Source organism: Halomonas sp. M4R1S46 (assembly GCF_025725685.1).
Lineage (GTDB): Bacteria > Pseudomonadota > Gammaproteobacteria > Pseudomonadales > Halomonadaceae > Halomonas.
This window is the reverse complement of sequence record NZ_CP107008.1, coordinates 3,152,420-3,179,035: the sequence shown is the minus strand read 5'-3', so window position 1 is coordinate 3,179,035 and position 26,616 is coordinate 3,152,420. Positions and strand designations below refer to the sequence as shown.

At 57.3% G+C, this 26,616-nt stretch carries 23 protein-coding genes and 1 pseudogene; 21 read left to right on the top strand and 3 right to left on the bottom strand.

Going from position 1 to position 26,616, the window contains the following annotated elements; all coding sequences use genetic code 11:
- The first annotated feature begins 4 nt into the window (after nt 1-4).
- The 9 genes from ispF to lpxL all read left to right on the top strand — a co-directional run bounded on the left by ispF (nt 5) and on the right by lpxL (nt 8,467).
- Nucleotides 5-493, top strand: coding sequence for a 2-C-methyl-D-erythritol 2,4-cyclodiphosphate synthase (gene ispF / locus OCT48_RS14770; RefSeq protein WP_318152617.1), 489 nt, complete (start codon nt 5-7; stop codon nt 491-493).
- The gene (gene truD / locus OCT48_RS14765) at nt 486-1,604 is read left to right on the top strand and encodes a tRNA pseudouridine(13) synthase TruD (RefSeq protein ID WP_263589887.1); all 1,119 of its coding nucleotides are present in this window, start codon (nt 486-488) and stop codon (nt 1,602-1,604) included. The genes ispF and truD overlap by 8 nt, the downstream gene beginning before the upstream one ends.
- Complete coding sequence (gene surE / locus OCT48_RS14760) at nt 1,579-2,325, top strand: 5'/3'-nucleotidase SurE (protein ID WP_263589886.1); 747 nt, start codon at nt 1,579-1,581, stop codon at nt 2,323-2,325. Before truD ends, surE begins: the two co-directional genes overlap by 26 nt.
- A gap of 16 nt (nt 2,326-2,341) precedes the next feature.
- The gene (locus tag OCT48_RS14755) at nt 2,342-2,977 is read left to right on the top strand and encodes a protein-L-isoaspartate(D-aspartate) O-methyltransferase (RefSeq protein ID WP_412031015.1); all 636 of its coding nucleotides are present in this window, start codon (nt 2,342-2,344) and stop codon (nt 2,975-2,977) included.
- A complete protein-coding gene (locus OCT48_RS14750) occupies nt 2,974-3,951 on the top strand; it encodes a DUF368 domain-containing protein (RefSeq protein ID WP_263589884.1) in 978 nt (325 codons plus the stop codon). Before OCT48_RS14755 ends, OCT48_RS14750 begins: the two co-directional genes overlap by 4 nt.
- Nucleotides 3,944-5,059: a peptidoglycan DD-metalloendopeptidase family protein gene (locus OCT48_RS14745; protein WP_263589883.1), complete on the top strand. Its 1,116-nt coding sequence runs from the start codon at nt 3,944-3,946 to the stop codon at nt 5,057-5,059. The genes OCT48_RS14750 and OCT48_RS14745 overlap by 8 nt, the downstream gene beginning before the upstream one ends.
- Nucleotides 5,060-5,177: 118 nt before the next feature.
- On the top strand, nt 5,178-6,167 hold the full coding sequence (rpoS, locus tag OCT48_RS14740; RefSeq protein ID WP_263589882.1) for an RNA polymerase sigma factor RpoS: 990 nt from the start codon (nt 5,178-5,180) through the stop codon (nt 6,165-6,167).
- Nucleotides 6,168-6,376: 209 nt separating this feature from the next.
- A complete protein-coding gene (gene alr / locus OCT48_RS14735; RefSeq protein WP_263589881.1) occupies nt 6,377-7,498 on the top strand; it encodes an alanine racemase in 1,122 nt (373 codons plus the stop codon).
- 42 nt (nt 7,499-7,540) lie between these two features.
- On the top strand, nt 7,541-8,467 hold the full coding sequence (gene lpxL, locus OCT48_RS14730; RefSeq protein ID WP_412031014.1) for an LpxL/LpxP family Kdo(2)-lipid IV(A) lauroyl/palmitoleoyl acyltransferase: 927 nt from the start codon (nt 7,541-7,543) through the stop codon (nt 8,465-8,467).
- On the opposite strand, the gene OCT48_RS14725 is transcribed toward lpxL, so the two are convergent.
- Entirely contained in the window at nt 8,455-9,798 is a 1,344-nt protein-coding gene (locus OCT48_RS14725) for a DUF2254 domain-containing protein (RefSeq protein WP_263589880.1), read from the bottom strand. The two genes, lpxL and OCT48_RS14725, sit on opposite strands and share 13 nt — an antisense overlap.
- 124 nt (nt 9,799-9,922) lie before the next feature.
- A complete protein-coding gene (ettA, locus tag OCT48_RS14720; protein WP_263589879.1) occupies nt 9,923-11,611 on the bottom strand; it encodes an energy-dependent translational throttle protein EttA in 1,689 nt (562 codons plus the stop codon).
- A gap of 130 nt (nt 11,612-11,741) precedes the next feature.
- On the opposite strand from ettA, the gene OCT48_RS14715 reads away from it, so the two are divergent.
- The 8 genes and pseudogenes from OCT48_RS14715 (at nt 11,742) to OCT48_RS14680 (ending at nt 19,381) form a co-directional block, all read left to right on the top strand.
- On the top strand, nt 11,742-12,986 hold the full coding sequence (locus tag OCT48_RS14715; RefSeq protein ID WP_263589878.1) for a tyrosine-type recombinase/integrase: 1,245 nt from the start codon (nt 11,742-11,744) through the stop codon (nt 12,984-12,986).
- The gene (locus OCT48_RS14710) at nt 12,983-14,545 is read left to right on the top strand and encodes a site-specific integrase (RefSeq protein WP_263589877.1); all 1,563 of its coding nucleotides are present in this window, start codon (nt 12,983-12,985) and stop codon (nt 14,543-14,545) included. Before OCT48_RS14715 ends, OCT48_RS14710 begins: the two co-directional genes overlap by 4 nt.
- Nucleotides 14,538-16,673, top strand: coding sequence for a hypothetical protein (locus tag OCT48_RS14705; RefSeq protein WP_263589876.1), 2,136 nt, complete (start codon nt 14,538-14,540; stop codon nt 16,671-16,673). The genes OCT48_RS14710 and OCT48_RS14705 overlap by 8 nt, the downstream gene beginning before the upstream one ends.
- 2 nt (nt 16,674-16,675) lie before the next feature.
- Nucleotides 16,676-17,068: a hypothetical protein gene (locus OCT48_RS14700; protein ID WP_263589875.1), complete on the top strand. Its 393-nt coding sequence runs from the start codon at nt 16,676-16,678 to the stop codon at nt 17,066-17,068.
- A 45-nt stretch (nt 17,069-17,113) separates the two neighbouring features.
- Nucleotides 17,114-17,728 (top strand): annotated as a pseudogene (locus OCT48_RS14695) (BrxA family protein).
- 73 nt (nt 17,729-17,801) lie between these two features.
- Complete coding sequence (locus tag OCT48_RS14690; protein WP_263589874.1) at nt 17,802-17,987, top strand: hypothetical protein; 186 nt, start codon at nt 17,802-17,804, stop codon at nt 17,985-17,987.
- A gap of 230 nt (nt 17,988-18,217) precedes the next feature.
- Nucleotides 18,218-18,424, top strand: a complete 207-nt coding sequence (locus tag OCT48_RS19540; RefSeq protein ID WP_318152517.1) for a BPSL0761 family protein — start codon at nt 18,218-18,220, stop codon at nt 18,422-18,424.
- Between the two features lie 303 nt (nt 18,425-18,727).
- On the top strand, nt 18,728-19,381 hold the full coding sequence (locus tag OCT48_RS14680) for an antitoxin Xre/MbcA/ParS toxin-binding domain-containing protein (protein ID WP_263589872.1): 654 nt from the start codon (nt 18,728-18,730) through the stop codon (nt 19,379-19,381).
- A 58-nt stretch (nt 19,382-19,439) separates the two neighbouring features.
- On the opposite strand, the gene OCT48_RS14675 is transcribed toward OCT48_RS14680, so the two are convergent.
- Entirely contained in the window at nt 19,440-19,862 is a 423-nt protein-coding gene (locus OCT48_RS14675) for a hypothetical protein (RefSeq protein WP_263589871.1), read from the bottom strand.
- Nucleotides 19,863-20,276: 414 nt separating this feature from the next.
- On the opposite strand from OCT48_RS14675, the gene OCT48_RS14670 reads away from it, so the two are divergent.
- The 4 genes from OCT48_RS14670 to OCT48_RS14655 all read left to right on the top strand — a co-directional run bounded on the left by OCT48_RS14670 (nt 20,277) and on the right by OCT48_RS14655 (nt 26,519).
- Nucleotides 20,277-21,713 carry an IS1182 family transposase gene (locus OCT48_RS14670; RefSeq protein ID WP_263589870.1) on the top strand — a complete coding sequence of 479 codons (1,437 nt, stop codon included), beginning with the start codon at nt 20,277-20,279 and terminating at the stop codon, nt 21,711-21,713.
- Between the two features lie 418 nt (nt 21,714-22,131).
- Nucleotides 22,132-22,407: a hypothetical protein gene (locus OCT48_RS14665; protein WP_263589869.1), complete on the top strand. Its 276-nt coding sequence runs from the start codon at nt 22,132-22,134 to the stop codon at nt 22,405-22,407.
- 86 nt (nt 22,408-22,493) lie between these two features.
- On the top strand, nt 22,494-23,141 hold the full coding sequence (locus OCT48_RS14660) for a hypothetical protein (RefSeq protein WP_263589868.1): 648 nt from the start codon (nt 22,494-22,496) through the stop codon (nt 23,139-23,141).
- 360 nt (nt 23,142-23,501) lie between these two features.
- Nucleotides 23,502-26,519, top strand: coding sequence for a DEAD/DEAH box helicase (locus OCT48_RS14655; protein ID WP_263589867.1), 3,018 nt, complete (start codon nt 23,502-23,504; stop codon nt 26,517-26,519).
- The last annotated feature ends 97 nt before the right edge of the window (nt 26,520-26,616 follow it).

Genomic DNA, 26,616 nt, shown 5'->3' with positions numbered 1-26,616 from the left:
CATGATGCGAATCGGCCACGGTTTCGATGTGCACCGCTTCGGCGAGGGCGACCACCTGATGATCGGGGGCGTCGCCATCCCCTTCGGCCATGGCTTCATTGCCCACTCCGACGGCGATGTGCTGTTGCACGCGATCTGCGACGCCCTGCTCGGGGCCTGCGCCCTGGGCGACATCGGTCGCCACTTCCCGGATACCGACCCGGCCTGGGCCGGTGCCGACAGCCGAGCCCTGTTGCGCCGGGTGGTGGGGCTGGTCAGTGACGCCGGCTACCGGATCGGCAACCTCGACGCCACGGTGATCGCCCAGGCGCCGCGGCTGGCGGGGCATGTCGCGGCCATGACCGAGAACCTCGTCGCGGACCTGAGCGTGGCCAACGGTGCGGTCAACGTCAAGGCTACCACCACCGAGCGGCTGGGCTTCACCGGTCGCGGCGAAGGCGTCGCCGCCGAAGCGGTGGTGCTGCTGGTCGCCCGGGATACGGCCCATGGCTGAGGCGATCCACTGGCCGCCGCACTGGCCCCGGGTGCTCGACGCCCGCTTCGGGGCGCCGCGCCCGGCCGCCTATCGTGCCCGTCCGGAGGACTTCCGGGTGGAGGAATGCCTCGGTTTCGCCCCCGAGGGGCAGGGCGAGCACCTCTGGCTGTGGGTGGAGAAGCGCGACCTGACCACCGCCATGGTCGCCAAGCAGCTGGCTCGGGCCTGCGAGGTCGCACCACGGCAGGTCGGCTATGCGGGGATGAAGGACCGCGTGGCGGTGACTCGCCAGTGGTTCTCGGTGCACCTGGCCGGTCGCGAGGCACCCGACGACCTGGCGGCGCGGCTGGCGGAGATGCCCCTCGAGCTGCTTCAGGTCACCCGGCACCCGCGCAAGCTCAAGCGCGGCGTGCACCGCGCCAATCGCTTCCGCCTGCGCCTGACCGGCGAGGCCCTGGCCGACCCGGACCTGCCCGCGCGCTGGGACTGGCTGTGCCGCCATGGCGTGCCCAACTACTTCGGCCCCCAGCGCTTCGGCCCCGACGGGCGCAACCTGCAGCGCGCGGTGAGCGTGCTGGCGCGGGGCTGGCGCAAGCGCGATGACCGCGACGGCATGCTGCTCTCGGCGGCGCGCAGCTACCTGTTCAACACCCTGCTCGCCGGGCGCATCGTCGACGGCAGCTGGGCGACTCCCCTGTCGGGGGAGGCGGTGATCCTCGACGGCTCGAGCAGCCAGTTCGTCGCCGAGACCCTCGACGCCAGCCTGGTCGAGCGCGCCGAGCGGCTCGACCTCCATCCCAGCGGCGTGCTCTGGGGCCAGGGGCGTTCGGTGGCCCGGGGCGAGTCGCTGGCCCGGGAGCAGGCCCTGGCCGAGGCCTGCCCCGCGCTCTGCGCGGGGCTCGAGCGGGCCGGCGTGCGCCTGGCGCGCCGGGCGTTGCGCCTGCGCCTGGAGGCCCCGCGACTCGAGCCCGGCGAGGACGAGGTCTGGCTGTCCTTCACCCTGCCGCGGGGCGCCTTCGCCACGGCGGTGCTGCGCGAGCTGGTCGCCCACCCGACCCTGAATTTTCAATCGCCCCCGCGGGGGCCAGAGCAAGGAGCCGCGGATGCGTCGACTGCTGCTGTCCAATGACGACGGGGTCCATGCCCCGGGCCTGCGGGCCCTGCATGATGCCCTCTCTGCCCATGCCCGACTGCGCGTGGTGGCCCCGGACCGCGACAAGAGCGGGGCCAGCAATTCGCTGACCCTGACCCGGCCGCTGGCCCTGAGTGCCCTGGAGAACGGCTTCTACAGCGTCGACGGCACCCCGGCGGACTGCGTCTACCTGGGGGTCAACGGGGTCTGGGAGGAGCGTCCCGACCTGGTGATCTCCGGGATCAACCACGGCGGCAACCTGGGCGATGACGTGCTGTATTCCGGTACCGTGGCCGCGGCCATGGAAGGGCGCAACCTGGGCATGACCGCCATCGCCATGTCGCTGGTGGGCAATCGCCACTTCGACACCGCCGGGCGCGTGGCGGCGAGCCTGGTCGGTGCCGCCGACCAGCTGTCGCTGCCGCCGCGCAGCCTGCTCAACGTCAACGTGCCGGACCTGCCCTGGTCGGAGCTGCGCGGCTTCCGGGTGACCCGGCTCGGCTACCGGGGGCCGGCGGCCCGGCCGCTGGAGATGCGGGACCCGCGGGGGCGCAAGCGCTACTGGATCGCGCCGGTGGGCGAGAACGCCGACGATGGCCCCGATACCGATTTCGCCGCCGTGGAGGCCGGCTTCGTCTCCATTACCCCGCTGCAGACCGACCTGACCCGGCATGCGGCCCGTGACGACGTGCAGGACTGGCTGGATGCGCTCACCTGATCTCCGGGGTGTCGGCATGACATCCCAACGCACCCGCGACCGGATGGCCGAGCGCCTGGCCCGCCAGGGCATCGGCGACCATCGCGTGCTGGAGGTGATGGCCCGCGAGCCACGCCACCTCTTCCTCGACGAGGCCCTGTCCCACCGGGCCTACGAGGACACCTCGCTGCCCATCGGCCATGGCCAGACCCTGTCCCAGCCGTGGATCGTGGCCCGCATGACGGAGCTGGTGATCCAGGAGGCGCCGGGACGGGTGCTGGAGATCGGCACCGGCTCGGGCTACCAGACCCTGGTGCTGTCGCGGCTGGTCACGGAACTCTGGTCGGTGGAGCGGATCAATGCCCTGCACCGTCGTGCCGGGGAGCGGCTGCGGCTGCTCGGGGTGCGCAATGCCTGCCTGCGGCTGGCCGACGGCGGCCACGGATGGCCCGAGGCGGCCCCCTTCGCGGTCATCCTGCTCACCGCCTGTGCCAGTGAGCTGCCGATGCCGCTGCTCGCCCAGCTGGCCGACGGCGGCGTGCTCATCGCTCCCGTGGCGGGCAAGGCCGGCAGCCAGTGGCTGATGCGGGTGCGGCGCCGCGGGGACCAATTCGAGAAACAGCGGCTGGAGCCGGTGCGCTTCGTGCCGCTGCTGGAAGGAGTCATTCGTTGAAGCGTCATCTTGGACTCGTGCTCAAGGGGGCCGGCATGGGCGCCGCCGATGCGGTGCCGGGCGTCTCCGGCGGCACCATCGCCTTCATCACCGGCATCTACGAGGAACTGATCCACACCGTCAAGCAGTTCGGCCCGAGCGCCCTGGGCGCCTGGCGGCGTGGTGGCCTGGCGGGGCTGGCGAGCCACCTCAACCTGGTGTTCCTGCTGCCGCTGCTGGCCGGCATCGCCGTCAGCCTGGTGAGCGTCGCCCACCTGGTGGTGTGGCTGATGGAGGCCCAGCCGCGCCTGCTCGACGGCTTCTTCTTCGGCCTGGTGGCCTCCTCGGCGCTGGTCGTCGGCCGCCATCCCGCCGATTGGCGCTGGTGGCACGTGCTGCCCCTGGTGGCCGGTCTGCTGCTGGCCTATGGCCTGCCGTCCCTGATGCCCCTGGTGGCACGGATCGGCAGCCCCGACCTGGTGCTGGTGGTGGGCGGTGCCATCGCCATCAGTGCGCTGCTGCTGCCGGGGGTCTCCGGCAGCTTCCTGCTGCTGAGCATGGGGCTCTACGGCACCGTGATGGAGGCCATCCGCGGCTTCGACCTGGCGCTGATCGCGACCTTCGGCGGAGGCTGCCTGATCGGCCTGTTCGTCTTCTCGCGGGTGCTGTCCTGGTTGCTGGATCATTTCCACACCGCCACCCTGCAGCTGTTGCTGGGGTTCATCCTCGGCTCGCTGCCGATGCTCTGGCCCTGGCGGGAGCTGGTACGCTACCAGCTCGCCCCGGGTGGCCAGATGATTCCCCTCGATTACCGTTACCTGACCCCGGGCGACTTCAGCGCGGTGACCGGCGAGCCCGCCCAGCTGACAGCCGTGGTGGCCCTGATGCTGACCGGTGCCGCCCTGGTGTGGCTGGTCGGTCGAGCCAATCGCGACGCCGGCGCGCCGGCGCGCCCTGGCGCACTCAAGGACAAGGAGGAAGGCTCCGATGCATAAGGTATTGCTGATTTCCGGGCTGGCCCTGACGCTGGCCGGCTGCGCCGCGTCCCAGCAGCAGGCGCAACCGGTCCGGGTCCAGGATCTGTCCACCGAGCGGGCGACATCCACCCCCGCGGAATATACCGTCCAGGCCGGTGACACCCTCTATGGCATCGCCTGGCGCCACGACATGGACTATCGCGACCTGGCCCGGCTGAACGAGATCGGCCCGCCCTACCGTCTCCAGCCCGGCCAGACCCTGGTGCTGGGCGGCGAGGGCACTGCCGAGGGCGAGGCCGCCGGCACGGCCGGCAGCGCCGGCGCCGTGGCCACCGGACTCGGCGCCAGCGAGGGCGCTGCCGAGGGCGCTGACGAGTCCCTGGACTGGCTGCTGCCCGATGCCCCCGACGACGCCTCGACCGATGCCGGTGGCCAGGCCGCGGTGAGCGGGGAGGCGAGCGTGCAGGCGCCGGCCGAGGCAGGCGGCGACGCCGAGGGCAGCGAAGGGCCCGGGCCGGTCTACGACCCTGAGAGCCCCGGCGCCGACGGGACCCTGAGCGAGGCCGACCGGGCCGAGCGTCGCGACCGGGAGGCTGCGGCGTCGGCCGAGACGACCAGCGACGGCGACGCGCAGCCGGCCGAGGAGGCCACCTCGCAGGACGCGGCACCGGCCGCCGAGGCTGATGCGGGTGCCAGCGTGGCCGGCGAGCCGGAGGCGCCGGCCAGCGAGCCGCGCCGTTACACGCCGGTGGAGGAGGTGCCCTGGCAGTGGCCCGTCGAGGGCGAGGTCGTCGGCACGTTCGGCGAGGGGGGCAGTATCACCGCCGGCATTGATATCGACGGTCAAAAGGGGCAACCTGTCAAGGCAGCCGGTCCCGGCATCGTGGTCTACGCCGGCAGCGGCGTCAGGGGCTACGGCAACCTGATCCTCCTCAAGCACAACGACCAGTTCCTGAGCGCCTATGCCCACAACGACAGCCTGAGGGTGAAGGAGAATGACGTGGTCGAGGCCGGTGAGGTGATCGCCACCATGGGAGACAGCGACGCCGAGGATGTCCGGTTGCACTTCGAGGTGCGCAAGGGCGGCCAGCCGCAGGACCCCTTGGAGTTCTTGCCGAAGCGTTGAATGGATGTGGCGCACAATGACACTTTGCAACGCAAGAGCAGCATACAATTACAAATCTTAACATCGATCGTTGGGGGGCATGATCCGGTGCCCCGTCGCAAACATGGGGTAGCAATCGATGAGCATGCTTGAACGGGACCTTCAGGACGTGGATCTGGACACGGCCGCCGAATCGGACGAGGCCGCCGAGGAGGTCGAGTTGGAGGCGGGCGCGGCCGACGACAGCGACGAGGCCTTCGAGAAGGCGCTGAGCAAGGAAGATCGGCACTACCATCACAGCCTGGACGCCACCCAGATCTACCTCAACGAGATCGGCTTCTCGCCGCTGCTGACGCCCGAAGAGGAGGTTCACTTCGGGCGCCTGGCCCGCAAGGGGGATCCCGCCGGGCGGTCGCGCATGATCGAGTCCAACCTGCGCCTGGTGGTCAAGATCGCGCGACGTTACCTCAACCGCGGCCTGACCCTGCTCGACCTGATCGAGGAGGGCAACCTCGGCCTGATCCGCGCGGTGGAGAAATTCGATCCCGAGCGCGGCTTCCGCTTCTCGACCTACGCCACCTGGTGGATCCGCCAGACCATCGAGCGGGCGCTGATGAACCAGACCCGCACCATCCGTCTGCCCATCCACGTGGTCAAGGAACTCAACATCTACCTGCGGGCGGCCCGCGAGCTGACCCAGAAGCTCGACCACGAGGCCACCGCCGAGGAGATCGCCGACTACCTCGACAAGCCCGTGGAAACCGTCAAGAAGATGATGGGCCTCAACGAGCGGGTCTCCTCGGTGGATTACCCGGTGGGCAGCGAGAGCGACAAGCCGCTGATCGAGACGCTGACCGACGACAACGACCTGGGGCCGGAGTCGACCCTGGTGGACGGTGACGTCAAGCAGCATGTCGACGACTGGCTGGCCGAGCTCACCGACAAGCAGCGCGAGGTGGTGGTGCGCCGCTTCGGCCTGCGCGGGCACGAGGCCTCGACCCTGGAGCAGGTGGGCGAGGAGATCGGCCTGACCCGCGAGCGGGTCCGCCAGATCCAGGTCGAGGCGCTGAAGAAACTCAGGCGCATGCTCGACAAGCAGGGGCTGGACCTGGACGCCATCTTCGAGTAGCGAGGCGTCCCAGCGACGATCACGGAAAGCCAGGACCGCGTCCTGGCTTTCCGCATATAAGGGCGATGCTTTATCTATTCATCGCCTTTTCTGCAGATTTAATATCTGCTTTTTGACAGAATTTTAGCGTATCACGCCATGAAATGGCGATGAATCTGGAGAATAATAGCTGGCCTAGCTTTCCCAGACGATCCTTCCCGGAGTGCCCCATGGCCCGTCCCCTGCGTGCCGATATCGACCTCGACGCCCTGCGCCACAACTACCGCCTGGCCCGTGACCTGGCCCCCCACAGCCAGGCGATGGCGGTGCTCAAGGCCGATGCCTACGGCCACGGCCTGGTGCGCTGCGCCCGGGCCCTGGAGGGGCTCGCGCCGGCCTTTGCCGTGGCCTGCCTCGAGGAAGCGCTGGCACTGCGCGAGGGCGGGATCGAGGCGCCGGTCGTGCTCCTGGAGGGCATCTTCGCGGCCGAGGAGCTGGCGCTGGTCGAGGCCCAGGGGCTGTGGATGGCCGTGCACAGCGACTGGCAGGTGGACGCCCTGCTGGCGTATCGTCCGGCCCGGCCGATCCCGGTCTGGGTCAAGGTGGATTCCGGCATGCATCGCCTGGGCTTTCCCCCCGAGCGCCTGGCCGAGGTCTGGGCGCGGCTCGCCGCGGCCCCCGAGCAGGTCCGTGACCTGCACCTGATGAGCCACTTCGCCACCGCTGACGCCGAGGACGCCGACTACTTCCGCCGGCAGTCGGCGCTGCTCGAGTCCCTCGCCGCCGACCTCGGGGCGCCCACCTGCCTGGCCAACTCCCCGGCGACCCTGGCGCGGCCGGAGAGTCATGGCGCCTGGAACCGTCCCGGGGTCATGCTGTATGGCAGCGACCCGTTGGAGACCCCCAATGCGGCCAGTCGGCGGCTGGCCCCGGTGATGACCCTGCGCTCCGAGATCATCGCCGTGCGCGAGCTGCCCGCGGGCGAGCCGGTGGGGTACGGCGGGCGCTGGTGGACGCCGCGGCCCTCGCGCATCGGCGTGGTGGCCTGCGGCTATGGCGATGGCTACGATCGCCATGCCGTGGACGGCACGCCGGTGCTGGTCGAGGGGCGGCGTACCGGGCTTGCCGGCAAGGTCTCCATGGACATGCTGACCGTGGATCTCACCGATATCCCCGAGGCCGATATCGGCAGCGAGGTGGTGCTGTGGGGGCGCGCCGGCGACGGCAGCGTGCTGTCGGTGGACGAGGTGGCCCGCCACTGCGACACCATCAGCTACACCCTGCTCACCGGGGTGCTGCCGCGGGTCCCCAGGCGGTATCATGGCGGTCAGTCGGGGACAGACCCCGATTGAGAGCCAGCCGATCAGGAGTCTTGCCATGGATAGGAGTCGTCAATGGGGGTCTGTCCCCCAATGAGCCGGCCCAACTTCGCCCATCCCCGCTACTGGTCCACCTGGCTGGCCATTGCCGCCATGCATTTCGGCGCCTGGCTGCCCTGGCGTCTCAAGCTGTGGGTGGGCAAGGCGATCGGCCTGGCCGCCTGGCGGTTCGCCAGGCGGCGTCGGCATATCACCGAGACCAATATCCGGCTGTGTTTCCCGGAGCTCGACGCCGACCGGCAGGCCGCGCTGGTGCGCGAGAGCTTCATCGCCAACGGCATCGGCCTGCTCGAGACGGCCACCGGCTGGTGTCGCGATCCCGAGCACCTGCGCCATCGGGTGACCTTCCAGGGCCAGGAACACATGGCCCGGGCCCAGGGACAGGGCCGGGGAGTGCTGATCATCGGCATCCACTTCTCCACCCTGGACCTGGGCGGTGCCCTGCATTCCCTGTTCTTCCCCGCCGACGCGGTCTATCGGCCCCACGACAACCCGCTGTTCGAACGCTTCATGACCCGGGCCCGCAGCCGGATCTTCGGCCGCGCCATCGATCGTCATGACCTGCGCGGCGTGGTACGCCGGCTCAAGGCGGGCCACAACGTCTGGTACTCGCCGGACCAGGACTTCGGCCGCGATGCCAGCGTGTTCGCGCCCTTCTTCGGCATCGAGGCGGCGACCGTCAAGCTCACCGCCAAGATTGCCCGCATGACCGGGGCCCCGGTCATGCCGCTGATCTTCCATCGCAACCCGGATGATCGCACCTACATCCTGGAGTACCTGCCGCCCCTGGCGGACTTCCCCTCCGGCGACGAGGTGGCCGACGCGACCCGCGTCAACGCCGTCATCGAGGCCGCCATCCGCCGCCATCCCGAGCAGTACCTGTGGCTGCATCGCCGCTTCAAGACCCGGCCCAAAGGCGAGCCGAGACTCTACTCGCGATAGTCGAGGTAGTCAGGAAGCTCGAGGCGATGCTCGCCGCCGTTCAGTCGCGCGCTGATGAAGTCGCGATCCAGCCGATGGTGGGCGGCGTCGGCCAGGGTGCCGATGATTCGGTCGGCATAGGCCTGCAGCAACCGTCGCTCCGCGCCTTCGGCATACAGGGAGAGACTCTTCAATGCCTTGAGCAGGCTCAGGCCGATGGTCACATCGTCCTGCCCGTAATGCAGGATCGGCGTGAATACCCGGTAGATCAGGCTCTCGAAGCTTTCCGCCGGCCAGGTGACGCGTACTCGGTTGTGCTGATCCACCATGGCGTTGCAGGGATCGAAATCCAGCCGACGCCGCAGCAGGTCGGTCAGCTGATTGATGCACAGGCGGGCGGTGCCCGGGTCGTTGATCCCGGGCGACAGCGCCTTGACCGCCATCTCCATCAGCTGTGTCAGGCCGTGCACGTGGATGTCCTCGATCGATTCGCCCTCGCCATACAGCAGATGCGCCAGCAACTCGTCAGCACAGGCGCGGTCGGGTTCGGCAGGCGCATCGACGTACAGCAGCGGGAAGTCGGCCAGGGTGAAGTCCCCCGGGGAGAAATTCAGATGAATTACCCCATCGATGCTGGCGGCAAGCTCGGCGAGCTCGGCAAAGTTGGCGTTCTGGATGAATCCGGTCTGGCGTGAGCGAATCTCGAAACGGTGACACGACGCGGGTGCCGCCGCAGGTAGCGTGTCGGCCACCCGCCTGTAGCTAGGCGATTGCTGACGATGTTTCAGGCTGGCCAGCGAACGGCTCGTGGCCAGATGCAGGCCGGCGACCACCGAGTTGACCTGAACCGTCTGGGAGGCCTTGTGAATGAAGTAGACGAACAGGGCCAGGCAGTGGATGACCATGGCCACTCCCAGATAGGCGGCAAGCGAGCGCCATGTGCCGGGAGAGCCGCTGTTTTCCGGCACCATCAGGAGCATAAGGATGAACAGGATGGTACCCAGATAGTTGCCCAGCACCCATTGATGGTGGCGCTCGGTCACCAGGCCGAAGACCAGTTTGTGGGAAAACTGGCCACCGGCCTGGGAGAGCACCGACATCACCATCGAGAAGCTGAACACCACCAGCGATATCATGCCGGCGATCAGCGTCGAGAGCAGCGTGCGCAAGGTGTCTTTGTCGTTGAAGCGCACGAAGTCTAGCCAGCCGGGCATCGAAATGAATCCTTCGTGCGGCACCACCGCAAGCAATCCCACCAGGAAATAGCCCAGCGCCAGCAGGCTGGGCAGGTAGGCGATACTCTGGCGAAACGCCTTGGTGACCTGCAGCGGGTAGTGGAGCAGAGCGATCATCGAGACATCCTTGCAAGGCGACACGAGCGAGGGTGGACGGAATAGACAGCACCAACCAGCAAGCAAAAGCCCCGCCTGTAAAGACAACAGACGGGGCTAATGCATCAGCATGGCCAGCGAGCCATCAGGCGTCGATACGCTTGTACTTCATGCGGTGTGGGGTGTCGTCGCCCACCCGCTTCCTGTGGTCCGCCTCGTACTCGGTGTAGTTGCCCTCGAAGAACACCACCCGGGAGTCGCCCTCGAAGCCGAGGATGTGGGTGGCGATGCGGTCCAGGAACCAGCGGTCGTGGGAGATCACCAGGGCGCAGCCGGGGAAGGCCAGCAGGGCCTCCTCGAGGGCGCGCAGGGTCTCGATGTCCAGGTCGTTGGAGGGCTCGTCGAGCAGCAGCACGTTGGCGCCCTGCTTGAGGGTCTGGGCCAGTTGCAGGCGGCCACGCTCGCCGCCGGACAGGTCCGACAGGCGCTTCTGCTGGTCGTTGCCCTTGAAGTTGAAGCGGCCCACGTAGGCCCGCGACGACACCTCGTAGCCGTTGATGTTGAGGATGTCCTGGCCGCCGGAGACCGCCTCCCAGACCGTCTGCTTGTCGTCCAGGGCATCGCGCAGCTGCTCGACGTAGGCGATGTCGACGGTCTCGCCCTTGACCACCTCGCCGGCATCGGGCTGCTCGGTGCCGTTGATCAGCTTGAACAGCGTCGACTTGCCGGCGCCGTTACCGCCGACGATGCCGACGATGGCCCCCGGCGGCACGGTGAAGCTGAGGTCCTCGTAGAGCAGCTTGTCATCGAAGCGCTTGGACACGCCGTGGAACTCGATGACCTTGTCTCCCAGGCGCGGACCGGGCGGGATATAGATCTCGTTGGTCTCGTTGCGCTTCTGGAAGTCGCCGGACTGCATCTCCTCGAAGCGATTGAGGCGCGCCTTGCTCTTGGCCTGGCGGCCCTTGGCGTTGCTGCGTACCCATTCGAGCTCGTGCTTGATGGCCTTCTGGCGCGAGGCCTCCTGCTTGGCCTCCCGTTCCAGGCGCTTCTCCTTGGCCTCGAGCCACTGGGAGTAGTTGCCCTCGAAGGGGATGCCCTCGCCGCGGTCGAGCTCGAGGATCCAGCCGGCCACGTTGTCGAGGAAGTAGCGGTCGTGGGTGATGGCCACCACGGTGCCGCTGTAGTCGTGCAGGAAGCGCTCCAGCCAGGCCACGGACTCGGCGTCCAGGTGGTTGGTGGGCTCGTCCAGCAGCAGCATGTCGGGGCTGGAGAGCAGCAGGCGGCACAGCGCCACGCGGCGGCGCTCGCCACCGGAGAGGTGGCTCACCTGGGCCTCCCAGGGCGGCAGGCGCAGGGCCTCGGCGGCGACTTCCAGCTTGCGCTCCAGGTTGTGGGCGTCGGCGGCCTCGATGATGTTCTCGAGCCTGGCCTGCTCGCTGGCCAGGGCGTCGAAGTCGGCGTCCGGCTCGGCATAGGCGGCATAGACGCCGTCGAGCTTCTCCTGGGCCTCCTTGATGGCGCCCAGCGCCTCCTCCACGGTCTCGCGGACGTTCTTGGCGTCGTCGAGCTCGGGTTCCTGGGGCAGGTAGCCGACATTGATGTCCGGCATCGGGCGGGCCTCGCCCTCGAACTCGGTGTCCACCCCGGCCATGATCCGCAGCAGGGTCGACTTGCCGGCGCCGTTGAGGCCCAGCACGCCGATCTTGGCACCCGGGAAGAAGGACAGCGAGATGTCCTTGAGGATCTGCTTCTTGGGGGGCACGACCTTGCCCACCCGATTCATGGTGTAGACGTAAGATCCTGTTGCGCCTGTCTTGTTACCTTTAGACAATGGAATTTCCTCTAAGATTTTGATATTAATGGAATTATGTGTTTTCCCCGTTGGGAAGCATTGTAACTTAATGTTTGAAGAGAATCAATAAAGTGCTAGTTAAAATAGTGTAACGTTTCAAGGGGAGCTCATGGAATTATCAATCAAAGAAAGCAAGCTGGATAATGAGACCAGAGTCAAGCTGTTGCTTCAAGACTCTGTGCCGGTTTACTGGCCTTGCCTATACGTCCTCAAAAAAATGCGGGTTCGGTCGCCCAATACTCAACAGCGTTTTCTCAGTGATCTGCTAGTTTTCTTTGCTTGGTTAAAGTCTGAGAACATCGACCTTGAGGCGCGTTTGATGCAGCGGCCTAAGCCTAAGTACCTGAGCGAATCCGAGTTGGCAAGGTTTTCCAATCAAACGCATTGGACAAAAGATACGCTGAATAAATTGTTTAGTGGCATCCGCCTCCACCGTACAGCGTATCGACAAGTGGGCGCGCCTCAGGCTGAATCCCGTTTGATAACTGCCAAGAATTACCTTTCTTTCCTCTATGAGGCGTTGGGCCATCCAGATGATCGTCTCATCCAAGTCTCCTGGATGGTAAAACGGATTGATCTCATTATTAAAGAGTCTAGACCTGCTTGGAAGCGAAGGCCGATGGAGCCTAAAGGTATGACGCTTGAACAGGAAGAAGAGATGTTGAATAAGTTGCACCCTGATTCAGTTGAGAGCCCATGGCCGAAGTCTGAGGCCCTCCGATTGCGTAATTACCTGATCGTGCTGCTTCTCTTCAGTCTAGGTATCCGGCGGAGTGAGATGCTGGGTATTAAGTTGGCTGATATTGACTACCGTCATAACCGTATTAAGATTGCTCACCGCCCAAATGACCCGGATGATCCGCGTGCATCAGAACCGGGTGTTAAGACAAATGAGCGCAAGCTCCCAGCTCCTGAGCCACTCATGGCGATGATCAATCGGTACATTGAGAAACATCGGAACTATAAACGAGCCAAAACCCATCCCTACTTGTTGCTAGCACATGGCAAGGGAGAAGGGGCGCCGCTCTCGATCAAGTCTGTCGACGCAGTTTTTAATACCGCGAAGAAGAAGTTTCCTGTGCTGAAGGGAGTCACGCCCCATACGCTACGGCATCACGACGTTTATAGAACTGTTAAGACGGTTGCTGATCAGACCAAGGATCTTCCAATTGAGGATAGAATGCAGAAGGAGCGTCGAGTGCTCACTTACAAATACGGGTGGTCAGATACCTCTTACATGCCCAACCTTTACGGTCAAAAATACTACCAAGAAGAGGCTGATAAAGCGATGGAGGCGCGAAACGAGAAACTACTACATAGCAGCTCGCCAGGAAATAATGAGGGCGAAAAGTGATATTAACGACCCCGACTAAAAACAACATTGACGTGTGGCTGCACCAGGAGATGATAGCGATGGGCGGCGGTGCATTCAAACCTGCAGACGATTGGTGGCGACCTGATCCGACCGCTCAGTCAGCTAATATCGCAGAAGCGAAGTTCGCTGTACCAGAGGCGATGCGTTCGTGGCTTGCTGCAGCGTTAGCGTATTACGCCAAGGACAATTCGGCCAGAACCTTAAAGCAACTGGCATATGTACTCGGTCGGTGTGCTGATTTGGGTGTGGATGTGCTGGACGAAGCTGATGCCATCGCTATTCGCAATAGACTTGGTAAATCCGAATTTTCTGTATTGCGTGTATTTCTTAAGCGGTGGCGGGAAGAATATTTGCTCGCCGTCTGCCCGAGTGAACAGGTCATCAAGGCTCTCTATGCACTAAAGCCAAAAAATACCAGCGGACCTTGCCCGGTAGAAAGTATGAACCCAGTAAAGGGACCTTTCACAGTGCGGGAGACACAGGCTCTGTTTGATTGGTCAAATGATGCTTATGCCAATGGTCGAATTTCTATCGAGAGATTTTTGTACATCCGCCTTTTGATCGCTACAGGCGCTCGTAGTCGTCAGTTACAGCAATTGGTGTTTGGGGATCTCCATAATGCTAGCGAGGGTCCGTTGCTGCGGATTCCAAAGGCCAAGCAGAAGGGTTTTGAATACCGCAATAGCTTTCAAACGTGTAAGTTGGCCAAAGACCTGTACAGTTTGCTTGTTAGTTACCAAAGCCTTACACTTAACTGTTTGCAGGCCGATCGACCAGGAGTGGACTGGGAAAAGGCATTGCCTCACGTACCTATTTTTCGGTCGAAAGGCAAAAAGTTTGTACACACCGTGATCATTAACGACCCTGACCTTCACCTCCTCGAAGCCGGTCCACAGGAAAAATTCCACAAGCACGATGGTTCAATGAAGGCACTCCTTTATGGGCTTGAAACTGATCCGGCGTTTCCAATCTCAGAGCGCACAGGTGAACGAATACACTTGGGACCACACCGATTTCGATACACGCTTGGAACAGATATGAGTCGGATGGGATTTAGCCAGCATACTGTCGCCCTTGCACTCGGTCACAAGTCGATTCGCAGTGTTTCTAGGTATATCAAAGTATCACCTGAGATGGGTAAGCGAATCGATGACAAGATGAAGAAGGAATTGTCGCTGGTTGTTAACGCCTTTAAAGGAAAATTAGTTGAGAGTGCGGCTGAAGCAGTCAATGGTTCTTACCCCAACAAGACAATTCGTGGTCAATCGAGTGGTATTGCCACATGCGGTGCATCAGGGGGCTGCCACTTAGACGCCCCTGTGGCGTGCTATACGTGCTCGAAGTTTCAACCGTGGATCGAGGGACCCCATGAGGAAGTCCTAGAGCGCCTAAAACTACGGCAACAGAGAGCAATTGATGCAGCTGGTCAGGACAGTAACGTGGCAATGAGTTTTGATGGTCCTATCCTCGCCGTGATGCAGGTTATTCATCAAGTAAATGCTAAAAGAAAAAATAGAAAGGGGGAAAATAATGAATAATGTTGTCCCTTTCGTTCCGAAGGCAGGGCTCGCGGCAAAAGCGGCATTGCGTGAATTTGTTTACTGGGCAAAATCGCAAATCCACTTGTACGATGAACCCCTTGATCCTGTCCAATGGGAGGCAGAGAGTTGGCATCGCTGGGGCCTGAAGAATACTGCGTGCTCGAGGCTTGGGAAGAGGTCAGAGACACTTCACCCTGAATTTATTGATTATGTAAAAGCGATGCTGTTCGATGAAAGGGCCGTCAGGCTCAGGAAGGATAGCTATCTATTAAATGCATTACGTTGCCTTGAAATAGCCCTTCTTGATATCATTGGTAAAGCCGATGTAACTTCTGCCAATTCTTCGGTATTTGATAGGGCATGTGCTATTTCACAGGACTATAATTCGCTTGGCACGGCTTACAAAACTTCGCTGCAACTTAGGCGTATTCATGGTCATCTTCAATCATCAGGTATGGTAGCTAAGCCTTTCATCTGGGACCCACAGATAAAGGAGCCTGCACAAACTCTTAAAAAAAATGCAGAAGATGCGAGAAAGAAACTTCCGAGTGAAGCATCACTGATCGCACTTGGAGAGATTTTTCACAGCAAACCTGGGTTGCCGCTAGATATCATGACCACCTCGGCCGTGGCAATTATGCTCTCCCAGCCTTCTCGTGTTGGAGAGCTTAAATATGTTAAAAAAGATTGTTTCTTCTCTGAGAAAGATTCTCAAGGTCGTAAGCAGTTGTACATGCTTTGGCACTCAAATAAAGGTTTTGGACCAAACAAAAAGCCAATACCAGATAGTATGGTTGATATCTGTAAAGAGGCGGTGAGTCGTGTTGTTGAGATCACCCAAGAGGCACGTGACTACGCCAAGTGGTTGGAAGAGAATCCAGAGTCATTTCCACCCCATGCAGGTGTACCAAATAGAAACATTGATGAACCGCTATCCTTGCAAGAAGTATGCGATTCCTTAATGCTTTCAACAAAAAACCATCCCCCAAGAAATGTATTTAAGAATTTCTTAAATAAGATCATTGCCAGTAAAGTGATATCAGCCAAAGCCCAGAGAGTCGCGCAAGGGCTTCTCGCCGGCTATGATACCAGCAAAGGTACTCGACTTTACGTGAATGGAAGGCTGGCTGGTTTCGAGTTCAACGATACATGGGTAGTTACCCTTCGAACACTCAATGTGTTGGTGCGAGAAAAGTACCTTTCTAAGCACTTCCCCTATACAGATGCCAAGAGGGTTGTCAAATGGAGAGATGCTTTATTCTGCTTCAGAACGGGGGCCTTTACAGCGGCTCAAGATCATCCGCAAAAGCCCTTCGGTCTCATAGGATGTTGTAGTCACCGACTGAATACACAGCTCTCAGGAAGTCAAAAAAATACGCAATCTATTTTTAATCGCCACGGCTATGTAGATGTGAAGGTCAACAGCCATGCGTTTCGCCATCTACTTAACACAGGGGCTCAGTGTTCAGGCTTGTCACAAGAACTGATAGCGCGTTGGTCGGGTCGCATTGATGTTACACAGAACAGGGTCTACAATCACATGTCGATTGAGGAAAAGACCGCTGAGGTAGAGACGTTTACGCCGCAGCTTTCGGCTACAAACGTTCAACTTCTAGCCTCACTCAAGACAAATGCCCCGATCAGCATGAGAGACCTTGGAGATGAGAGTGATCGAATTGTCCATATCACTGAGTTTGGGGTCTGTATACATGACTACGCCCAAGAGCCCTGCGCTAAGTTTAATAATTGTCTGACCTGTGGGGAACATGTGTGCGTGAAGGGTGATGAGACAAAGCTGGCGAACCTAAAAGATGAGAGAGAGCATCTACGAATAAGCCTTGTGGCTTTCCGTAATGAGGCTGATAGTGGCACATATGGTGCCAACACCTGGCTTCAAACCACAATGGAGAAAATGGAACGTTGTGAACAATTGATCCGAGTGTTGGAGGACCCCGATATTGAGGATGGAGCGATTATTAGAGGGGTTGAAAATGGGTGGACGTCAGGTCGTAATGCATTAGCGATGCGAGACGAGTTGGTTGAAGAAAATGCTAACTTCATCGAAACTGATTCTGCGGACGACAAAGTGGATGAGCTGGAACGACTTTTGGGACTGGGAGACTAATCATGGCAAGGCTGTCTGTGGAAGACGTTGCACGTATTGAGGCGATGATACGTGACTGGCGAAGTAGTAAGTTGACGTGGCAACTTGTCATTATAGCATGCAAAAATGAGCTGGGCATAGAGACCACTCGAAAAACTCTACTGACTCGTGATGGCATCAAGACTGCGATGCGTTTGCGAAAAGCGGAGCTGAAAGTCCCGTCTCAAGCAACACGCCAGTTCACTGACATTGATAGGGCGAATGATCGAATTGCTCGCCTAACACAGCGGGTAGCGGAGCTAGAGAAAGCGCAGGAAGCCCTGATCGATCAGTTTGCCCGTTGGGCATACAATGCCGACGCGCACGGGTTAAACGAAGCTGTTTTAAATCAGCCCATTCCTAAGCCTCACCGCTAATAGCGCTCAATACTATGTGTCTCTTATCTCAAGAGCTGCCTCCAAATGACTTTAATCTCCTCTACTTTTTGCTACAACTCCGACCTCATCGGTGGCTCGGTGATGTTCCGCGAAAGCCGCCTCGTGGCGGAGCTGCTGCTGGCACGAGTCGACGACGTGGCCTGGAAGGCAGCCGTTTTTGATGAGAATTGGCTCCAAAAGGTGCAGCCGGCCACAGCTAAGCGCATGGCCTAGGCATCCGCAAGCGCCTGAGAGACTTCCTCGCCGTTCTGGCAGGTGCTATGCGAGGGGGATCCGCAACTGTCCACCGAGGTGGGGTTCTGCGCGGCGCTGGCCCGCAACTTGCTGCTGGTGGAGTTCTTAAAGACGGTGGTCGCCGATACCTTCGCGACGCAGGCCGAGTGGCTTGAGCCCTACCAGTGGGACGACTTCCTGGCCGACCGCGCCTTACCCGATTCGGTCATTGCCGGCTGGACTGCCCCCTCTAGACGAAAGATGGCGCAGGTAGTCTTTCGTATGCTATCCGAAGTAGGCTTGCTTGAGAGTGCCCTCAGCCCCAGGCTGAGATCACTCATGCTGCGGTCCGAGGTGGTGGATCTGTGGGAGCGGCATCACTTGATTCGGCTGTTGGACTGCCTGAGTGCCCTGGGCCCGCGGTGATCCGCAAGGTGTACGGGGTGGCGGTAGCGTGCCTGAGAGTCCGCCATCGTCAGCACAGGCCGGGGCACGTAGAATGGCAGCGAGGGGGATCGGCGGCGTCAGCAAGGTGCTGGAGCATGACTTCCACCTATATGTGGTCGACCTGCAGAACGCCGACGTGCTGCGTGACCTCGCCCAGGCCAGCCTGGTGCCCTTCTCGTCAGGGCTGCTGGGAAAGCCCACTCAGAGCCAGATGGTGGAGCTGGAGGATAGAGGCTAGCTAGCCCGTGGAGAGCTTGGCCGAGTGCCTGCAGCTGGCCTTCGACACCGGCGGCAAGCGCGTCACCCTGCCCATAGTCAGCGGCGTGGACATCCCGACCATCCCCGCGAGCTATGCACCAACTTCCACACCAGCTTCTACACAGAGCCGGTTGATGCGGTGGTTAATGCGCTGGGGGTGGAGTGAGCGCAGCACCGCTGCCAGGAAACTCCTGAGAAGAGGACACACCGATGACCATGCCATGCGAGCGGACGCGCGCAGTGATTCAGGCCAGAGAGTTTCTGTTGGAGCTCAGCCAGGACGTTTCCCTCCCCGAGTCCCTCCGCTGGGAGGCCAAGCGGTTGCTGCGGCATTACCCCTCGCGGAGAGAGATGCTCGGCGCTGGCCAACTGGAGGAGCACCTTACCGAGGGGACGATATTCCAACCCCCGAGCTGATCCAGAGCCCCCTCAGCCAGGCCATCACCCGCGACGGCCACACCCTGAAAGTCGATATCTACCGCCTGGAAGACGAAACCGAGTGGCTGCTGGAAGTCGTCAACAAGTATGGCACTTCCCATGTCTGGGACGACCGCTTCGCTACTGATCAGGCTGCCCTGGATGCGGTACATGCCACCATCGATGAGGAAGGCATCGGCGCCTTCCTGGACTGATCCCGACACCTGGCAGAAGAGAGCCCGCAGATTGAGCCGCTCCATAGGCTACCCTGATACCCAACGCACGAATACAGGTAGCCACTCCATGACACAGCCAACACATCACCCTACAGACCCTTTGGAGCGGATCTTCGCCTATCGGGCCATCGACCTCCGCGACCGCTTCCCCCAGCCCCTGGAGACCTTCCGCGAGGCGCTGGAGTGCTTGCAGAGCGACCGCTCCTACATGGCCGCCATGAGTGGCGAGATAATCGCCTACCTGCGTGGGGGCTACTCCTTGACTGTTCCGGACCACTTTTTCCTGCGCCGCAGCTCTGGTATCGATGCCTCACTCGTGCCGCCAGAAGAAAACGACGCTGTATGTGAGGAGGTTGAAGCCTGGCTCCGAACTACACTCGCCGCTCACGAGAAAGACCTGCCCGAGGCAGTCCCATTGGAAGACCGTCCCTACTCGCTCGATCAGCTCCTACAACAGTGCGATCTTCAAGCCCCAGAGCTCGGAGAGCTTAAGGAGTGGCATGATGCGCCTGACGTCGGACGCGAGATTCTGGATGGACCTAGCGAGATAGATATCTGGAAAGCCGCTGAGAGATTGCTTGAGGGCCGAGAAGGTGCCGAACGCTGGATGACTAGTCCAGAAATTGCTCTTCGAGGCCGCACGCCAGCAGACGTAATGGTTGAAGAGCCTCAACAAGTTTATGACCTGATCATGCGACTGGAGTATGGGGTGTGTACGTGAGGGCAAGTCCGTTAACGACCGGGGTGGTCATCACTCAGTAGCTTGGCACATCGCCAGCTCATGAGAAATCGCCATTAATGACGGACAACACTCGGCCTATTGCATACCGCGCTGCAGTAGGGTCAACGGTAGCGGTCTCAATCAGAGAACGCTCATCAAACAGTGGCATACGACGGCGGATCCACTCACGACACATTCGTGGTCCATACAAAATCCCCAGGTAGTAATGTAGGCGCGTTAGCTCCAGGATGCGCTCGCGCTGCTCGACCGAGAGCGGGGGGAAGGGCATACTGCCCAGGAGTGCGATTACCTCGGCATCGCTCAGTCGCCAATCATCCGAGATTTCCGCCAAGAGCATCATAAAGGCACGATCGGCTGTATCGTCGAGATCCACAACGGGCGTGAATGGGGCATCGAACCGACGAACGCTGCCCTTAAGGGCTTTAAGTGGATCGCTGCGCTTCTTCCTCGGGGCCTTCATGCCTCCTTGAGTCGCGGAAAGATGTAGGAATCACGTTGCTCAGCTCTATGAAGCTTTGGCTACAAAGTATACACGCAATTGTAGCCGCTTACGTAGCGATGCATCGGAAAAACTCACTTGAGCGACCATAACTTTGATACGGGAAGTATATGGGTGGTTCATATGGAAGCAGTGGCCGATGCAGTCTGCTTAACCAGAAAAGTCGCGGCCCTGACCTTACCGGTACAACTTCATCTCCATTGCAGAATTGCTCATTTCGAATTCCGAAAGAATCATATGAGAGAATTTTTATCGTATTGCCGATAAAAAAACTATTTAGCCTATGCTGATGATGGGGTGCGACAGCTATCGACCCAGGCTGTGTGAAAACGTGGTGGCCGCTATACTTTGCCGAGGTCCGCTGAGGAAATGGCGATGAAGCGATTCGTGGTAGGAGAGGCCCGAGACCAAGGCACTTTGTTTCCTGCACTTTTGGATGACTTCATCGCAGAAGATAACCCGGTCCGTGCCATTGAGGCATTCGTTGAGGGGCTCGACCTCAGAGGCCTTGGTTTCAAGGGTGTCGATCCGCACGCAACGGGGCGGCCAGCCTACCATCCCGCTGTTCTTCTGAAACTCTACATCTACGGCTACCTCAATCGCCTCCAGTCAAGTCGCCGCCTGGAGCGTGAGACGCAGCGCAACGTCGAGCTGATGTGGCTGACTGAGCGCCTGACACCGGACTTCAAGACGATCGCGGATTTCCGCAAGGATAATGGCGAGGCCATTCGTCGGGTCTGTCGAGAGTTCATCGTGCTTTGCCGACGCCTGGAGCTTTTCTCCCAAGCTATCGTGGCCATCGACGGTAGCAAGTTCAAGGCCGTGAACAACCGTGACCGTAATTTCACAGCGGCCAAGATGAAGCGGCGCCTTGAGCAGATCGAAGAAAGCTTCGAACGATACCTCACCCAGCTTGACGCAGCCGATCGCGAGGAGCCTGCACTGGCAGAGGCCAAGACCGCACACCTGAAGGAGAAAATCAGAAAGCTGAGGGAAGAAACCTCACGATTACAGTCGGTTGAGGTGGAGCGGCTACGGTCTCCCGATCAGCAAACTTCCTTGACGGACCCGGATGCTCGGTCCATGGCCACCAGTGGCAGAGGGACAGGGGTTGTGGGATACAACGTGCAGGCCGCTGTTGATAGCCAGCACCATTTGATTGTGGCCCACGAGGTGACCAACATCGGCCATGATCGTAGTCAGTTGGCCAACATGGCCAAGCAAGCTCGTGAGGCCACTGGCATCAAGGAGCTCGAAGTCGTAGCCGACAGGGGCTACTACAAGGGCGAGGAAATTCTGGCCTGCCACAAGGAACGCATCACTACCTATCTACCCAAGCCAGTGACATCGCCAAGCCAGGCCAAGGGGCTTTTTGCTAAAGACGCTTTTCGCTACTCCTCTGAAAGCAATGAATATATCTGTCCTGCGGGGCAGAGACTAATATGGCGGTTTCAAACTGAGGAAAAGGGGCAGACGCTGCATTGCTACTGGAGCTCGGCATGTGGAAGCTGCTCCATAAAGGAGAAATGTACGACTGGAAAGGAGAGGAGGATCAAACGTTGGGAGCACGAAGATGTGCTTGAAGCAGCGCAGTCACGCCTCGATTGGCATCCAGAAATGATGCGTCTAAGGCGACAAACGGTAGAGCATCCGTTCGGGACGTTGAAGGCTTGGATGGGATCGACGCATTTCCTGACAAGGCGGCTTAAAAATGTGAGCACGGAAATGAGTCTTCATGTGTTGGCTTACAATCTGAAGCGTGTCATGAGCATCTTGGGTGTCAACGAGTTAATGCGGGCTGCACGGGCGTAATCAGCCCGTTTTCCCTATGTTTTCAAGGGGTGTAAAACGCGACAGTGGTGCTTTTGGTGATGCAATCATTCCGATATGTCGCGACAGCATTAGACAGCCATCATCGAAGCAGTGGCTCAGAAAGGCTCACCGGGCAGCTGAGGGGGGCGATTTTTGATTCAGACAAGCTTTTTTCTGTTTTCACACGGCCTGGACCCAAAGCTGACGTGCCGACAAAGGTGGCCAGCACATTCATCGATGTGACGCGGTATGTATGATGATTGGTGTTATACAGCTAAGCTATACTTGATATTTCGATTTTTCAGTGGGTTAGTGAGAAAACGACGTGCGAGATAAAAGTGTTGCGCGCTTACGCGTTAAAGTTGACATGCGTGCGTGGAATCTGATGCCTTTTAAGTTACAAATAGGAGTTCAAGTGATGCAGGAAGCATGGATAAACGAGATAGAGGGCGTTGGGCAGGCTGAGATTAATGAGGTCCGCGGGATCAAGGAATGCAATGGCGTATTCATTCCTTCTTCATTTGGAAAGCTGATGGCCGCGGAACTTGAAGGTGGAGCACGCTTTAAGGGCATTGTTATTGAAAACGGCCAAAAAACACTTCGCGAATTCCCTATCATAATAACAAAACTTACTTCAGACCACTCGGGACAACGTGCCATCTTTAAAGCAACAGGTAACCCTAGTAGTGAGTGATAAACTTAACAAGCAACGGCAGCAAGGCACACCTGGTGCAGGTAGCGCATCGCGGACCGCTGCATATGGACGTTGGGCATAAGAATATGGCAGATACGCTAATACCACTGACCACGGAGATGCACGATGAAACTTTAGAACAAATGGAACTGTTCCGACTAAAGTTTCGAGAGCTCTGGAAAAATTGGGAGTCATTAAAGAATCAGGGGGTTGTGCTTGGCGGCGGATTTACAAAGCATGGAGATGGTAAGGTGTCGGGACAAGGGTGCGGCGTCGAAGTGCACCGGTTAAAGGGTTTCTACTTGGATTTCCGTTTCTTTTGGGGTCAGAAGGAGACCACGGAATATTTCAAGATATCCTCGCTTCTTGGTAAGCACTGTACAGATGGCCGGCTGCATAAGTGCCTTAAGTGCAACAAAGAGCAGTGGAGAAATGCGGGGTTCCTGCATGAATGGCACGGCATCAAGTCAGACGAAATGATAGATGTCTTGTTCAATGGAGAATTATTCCATAGCAACCCTTCCAAACGTGAACGGATGCGGCAGATTCAAATATTGATGAGCAATGATCTTGCGCATCTTTGTTTAGTGCATAGTCTGTATGATCGGATGTGTGTAATAAGAAACATTAACTGGATCATTCAGCCATTGGCTGCTGACTGCCAGATGGTCCGAGTTCCAGCGGAGTATGCCCAACGAAACCATGCAGCCGACGCTCATGCCTCGAGCGAATGATGGTGAACATTTTTGTAGAATGCGATGAAGGTCCGCTCTGCAGAATGAGGAATGTTAGTCTATGCTGATAAATAGAATTCGGCAGCTGGCGACCCAAAGCAGGCATTGTGAAACTCATAAGATTAAGGCAGTCAGGGTAAGTTGTTGTAATTAATAAGTCGTTCGGGGTGGCTGGTAATTGAGTATTTCAAATGCTGCCCAAGCAAAGCAAGTGTAAGTATCTGTCAGTTAGGAAAATCAATCTGCCTAGTTGCTAGTCAGTGTTGGGTTTGAAGTAGGTTTTTTCGCGACGATTAAAAGAAAAATAAAGGTAAGTCCATAAAAAGTTAAATTGTAAGAAAATATTTTAAGAGGCTGGTTGTGAATATCCAGGGAACAGCATTAGAAGATAAGTTGTGGGGCGCTCTTAGGCTATGCCAGCAGGAGAGTGTGAAGACGGCATTTGGTTATCTTTCAAAACCAAAATCTGAAAAGTCATGTTTGCTGAGCCTTCCTACCGGTGCCGGTAAAAGTGGTGTTATAGCCACCATCTCACATTTTTCTGAAAATAACAGCATCCTAGTTCTTTGTCATAGAAGAGCTGTTTGTGATCAATTGTACAGAGAAATCAAGAAGGGTTTTTTTGACAAAATATGGCCAGATCATAGCTTGGTGTTGAAGGAAGTTTTCAATAAAGTGGATGACACATCAAAAAATGGTATTTATGTGTCAACCTTCCAAAAGCTTCAAACCATGTCGGATGAGAAGTTCGAGGCACTAAAAAGAAATATTGATGTGCTAGTGGTTGATGAAGGACATTCTGAGCCTTCTCCCGTTTGGAGTCATATCTCCAGAAGTCTTGAAAAATATAAGATTATTATCACGGCAACACCTTACCGAAATGACCTATTTCAATTCGATATCGATCCAAAGTCGAGTTATATATTTACCTTTAAAAAGGCGTTGAATGATGGCGTCCTACGAGACCCAGTGTTCTCTACGATTAATGAGGCTCAAGTTTTAGATGCTGTTTCTCAAAGGTTAGTCGATCAAAAAGGTACAGTATGTATTGTTAAGTGTGATACGGGTGCAGAAGTTGAACGATACTATGGGTTGTTGAGTCGGAAGTTTAAAACGCTGGCCATACATGATTCTTTTAAGGGGGGTGATAATGAAAACCTGAAATCTTCAGTTCCAAGAAAGGTTGCAGAGCAAGACTGGCAGGTTCTTGTCCATCAAAGGAAGTTAGATGAAGGAGTCGATATACCACACGCTAAAACCTTGGTTTTAACCTATCCCGTATCTAGCGGAAGGGAACTTGTTCAAACTGTTGGTAGAGTCGTTCGTATTTATGATAACTATATTCCTAATGTCATTGAGATTGACACTGGCTCGAACGAAAAGTTGTGGAATAATTATCGTAAATTTGATGAGTCCATCGCGGATAGAAAATCATCTCATAAGTTTCTTAAGTCATTAAACACAGCGTCATTGATTGATAGTTATTTAGAGGCTTTTCCGGAATATAGCTATTTCGATTCCTCCTTCAAGAAGAGGTTTAATCTTAAGGAGTTTGACCCGGAAAGCTCCTTGAATATTCCACTGGCTTCGGTATGTTTTGTAAAAAAAAGCAGTGAGTTTACCTTGCCGGCCATGATGGATGAAATGTATTGGCAATACACAAAGGAAGGTGATCTGGTTGAAAGGAGAGAGGATTGTTGTGGTGCGGAAATATTGCTCTCAGTGAGCTTTAATAATTCAAAGCTTTTAAAATACGAGTTGTTTTTTCAGCCTTCATTTGAGGTTTTGGTAGTAAGAGAGCTTGATGATTTGGTTGCCATATATGATAGCAGGAGCCAAAAATATAGCTATAGAAAAGAGCTGGGTTTAGGGGCCGCTGTGAATGTTGATGAGCTTCTTAAGATGGCAAGTAGAGAGGAGCGTACTAGAACAAAAGAAGCTCATACTATTGCGATAACAAGCGCAGAAACAAAACCTGCAGGCATGTCAATGAAAAGTGGTGATTTGGAAAAAACCATTACTGATCAAGCGCATTCCACTTATGCATTCACTACACTTAAAGTGGATAATATAGGGCAAGATAATAAAAGAAGGAGTAGTTACTATTTGGGTATGGGGTCGGGGAGGGTTTCAGATCAGAAGGTTAGAAACTTTTCTTTGCCAAGGCTCATGGAGTGGATAGATGATGCTCATAAAGTAATGAATTCTACTAGAGCTTTAAAGAGCAGCTTTCTTAATTCTTTTTCTAAGCCTGTATACGAAATTCCTGAAAATGATCCAGTGTCAATACTGTTTGATTTTTCTCATTTTGATACAGATGTTGAGGTTTTTTCGGGTTCAAGTCAATATTCAATAGGTCCTGGGTTTCAGTATGCTGAGTATAATGGTGGGGTTGATCTAATTGGGTCTGGGGATCGTTATTTGGTTTTTTATGATGAAAAGGAAGAGCGGCTTAAATTTGAAGGTAATGAGTCTGTTGTCTGCCCTCAATATCAAAAATCATGGCTTGAGATTTTAAATGGAGTAAAAATAAAGGCTCTGTATCCCAATGGCTTGACCTATGCTGATGGGAATTTCTTTAGGGTGAGACTTCCTTCTCAGTTGGATGGGAAAATATCTGAAACTAAACTAGGTGGGGCGCTGATACCGCTCAGCGAGTTGAGTTCTTCCAATCTAAGTGAAAAGGATTCTGGTAACGTCCAAAGTGATGAGTTCAGCCAATATTCTATCTTTTACTTTATTGATAAATTGAAGTTTGTTAGTAGTGTTGGGTTTAGTCCCGATAATTGTGGGCCATTTTATCAATACATACCAAATGTGGATTTGATTCTCTGTTCTGACATGGGGGTCGAACACTCAGATTTTGTTCTTTCATCTTCAGATAAGTTAGTGTTTGTTCACGTTAAATGTGGAGATTCAGAGAATCCAGGGTCGGCTGCTGGTTCTATTGCTGAAGTTGGTGGGCAAGCAATTAAGAATATTGAGCATGCGGTGTCGCATGATTTAGAACTGAAGCCGGGGAATTATACTAATCTCCTAAGTCACTGGCCGACCGTGAATAGCAATCCTTTTCTTCAAGAAAGGGTTCGGCTCTATGATAGGAAGAGGTTTGATAACCCTCAAGATGATCAGAATGTTAGAGAGGGAAAGGTGGCTGAAGTGCAAAAGTGTATTGCCAGTCGACGGCGGTCATCAGCTGTAAGAAAAGAAATTTGGATTGTTGTTGGTAATGGGTTTTCAAAAAAACACTTTGTTCAACAGTTTGAGGGTGGAAGCCCAGCAGCACCAACTTCATTGCAGGCCTATCAGTTGCTGGATAGCTGGATGTCAACAGCTGCAGGCTTAGATATTGAAGTAAAGTTTTTTGTTTCACCTTAGGGTATGGGAAGTAGAGCTGGGCAGAAGGATTGCTGTTTGAAACATATCCACTGCTGATCGTGAGCGAACATCAAACTTGGGTTAAATATTAAATAGG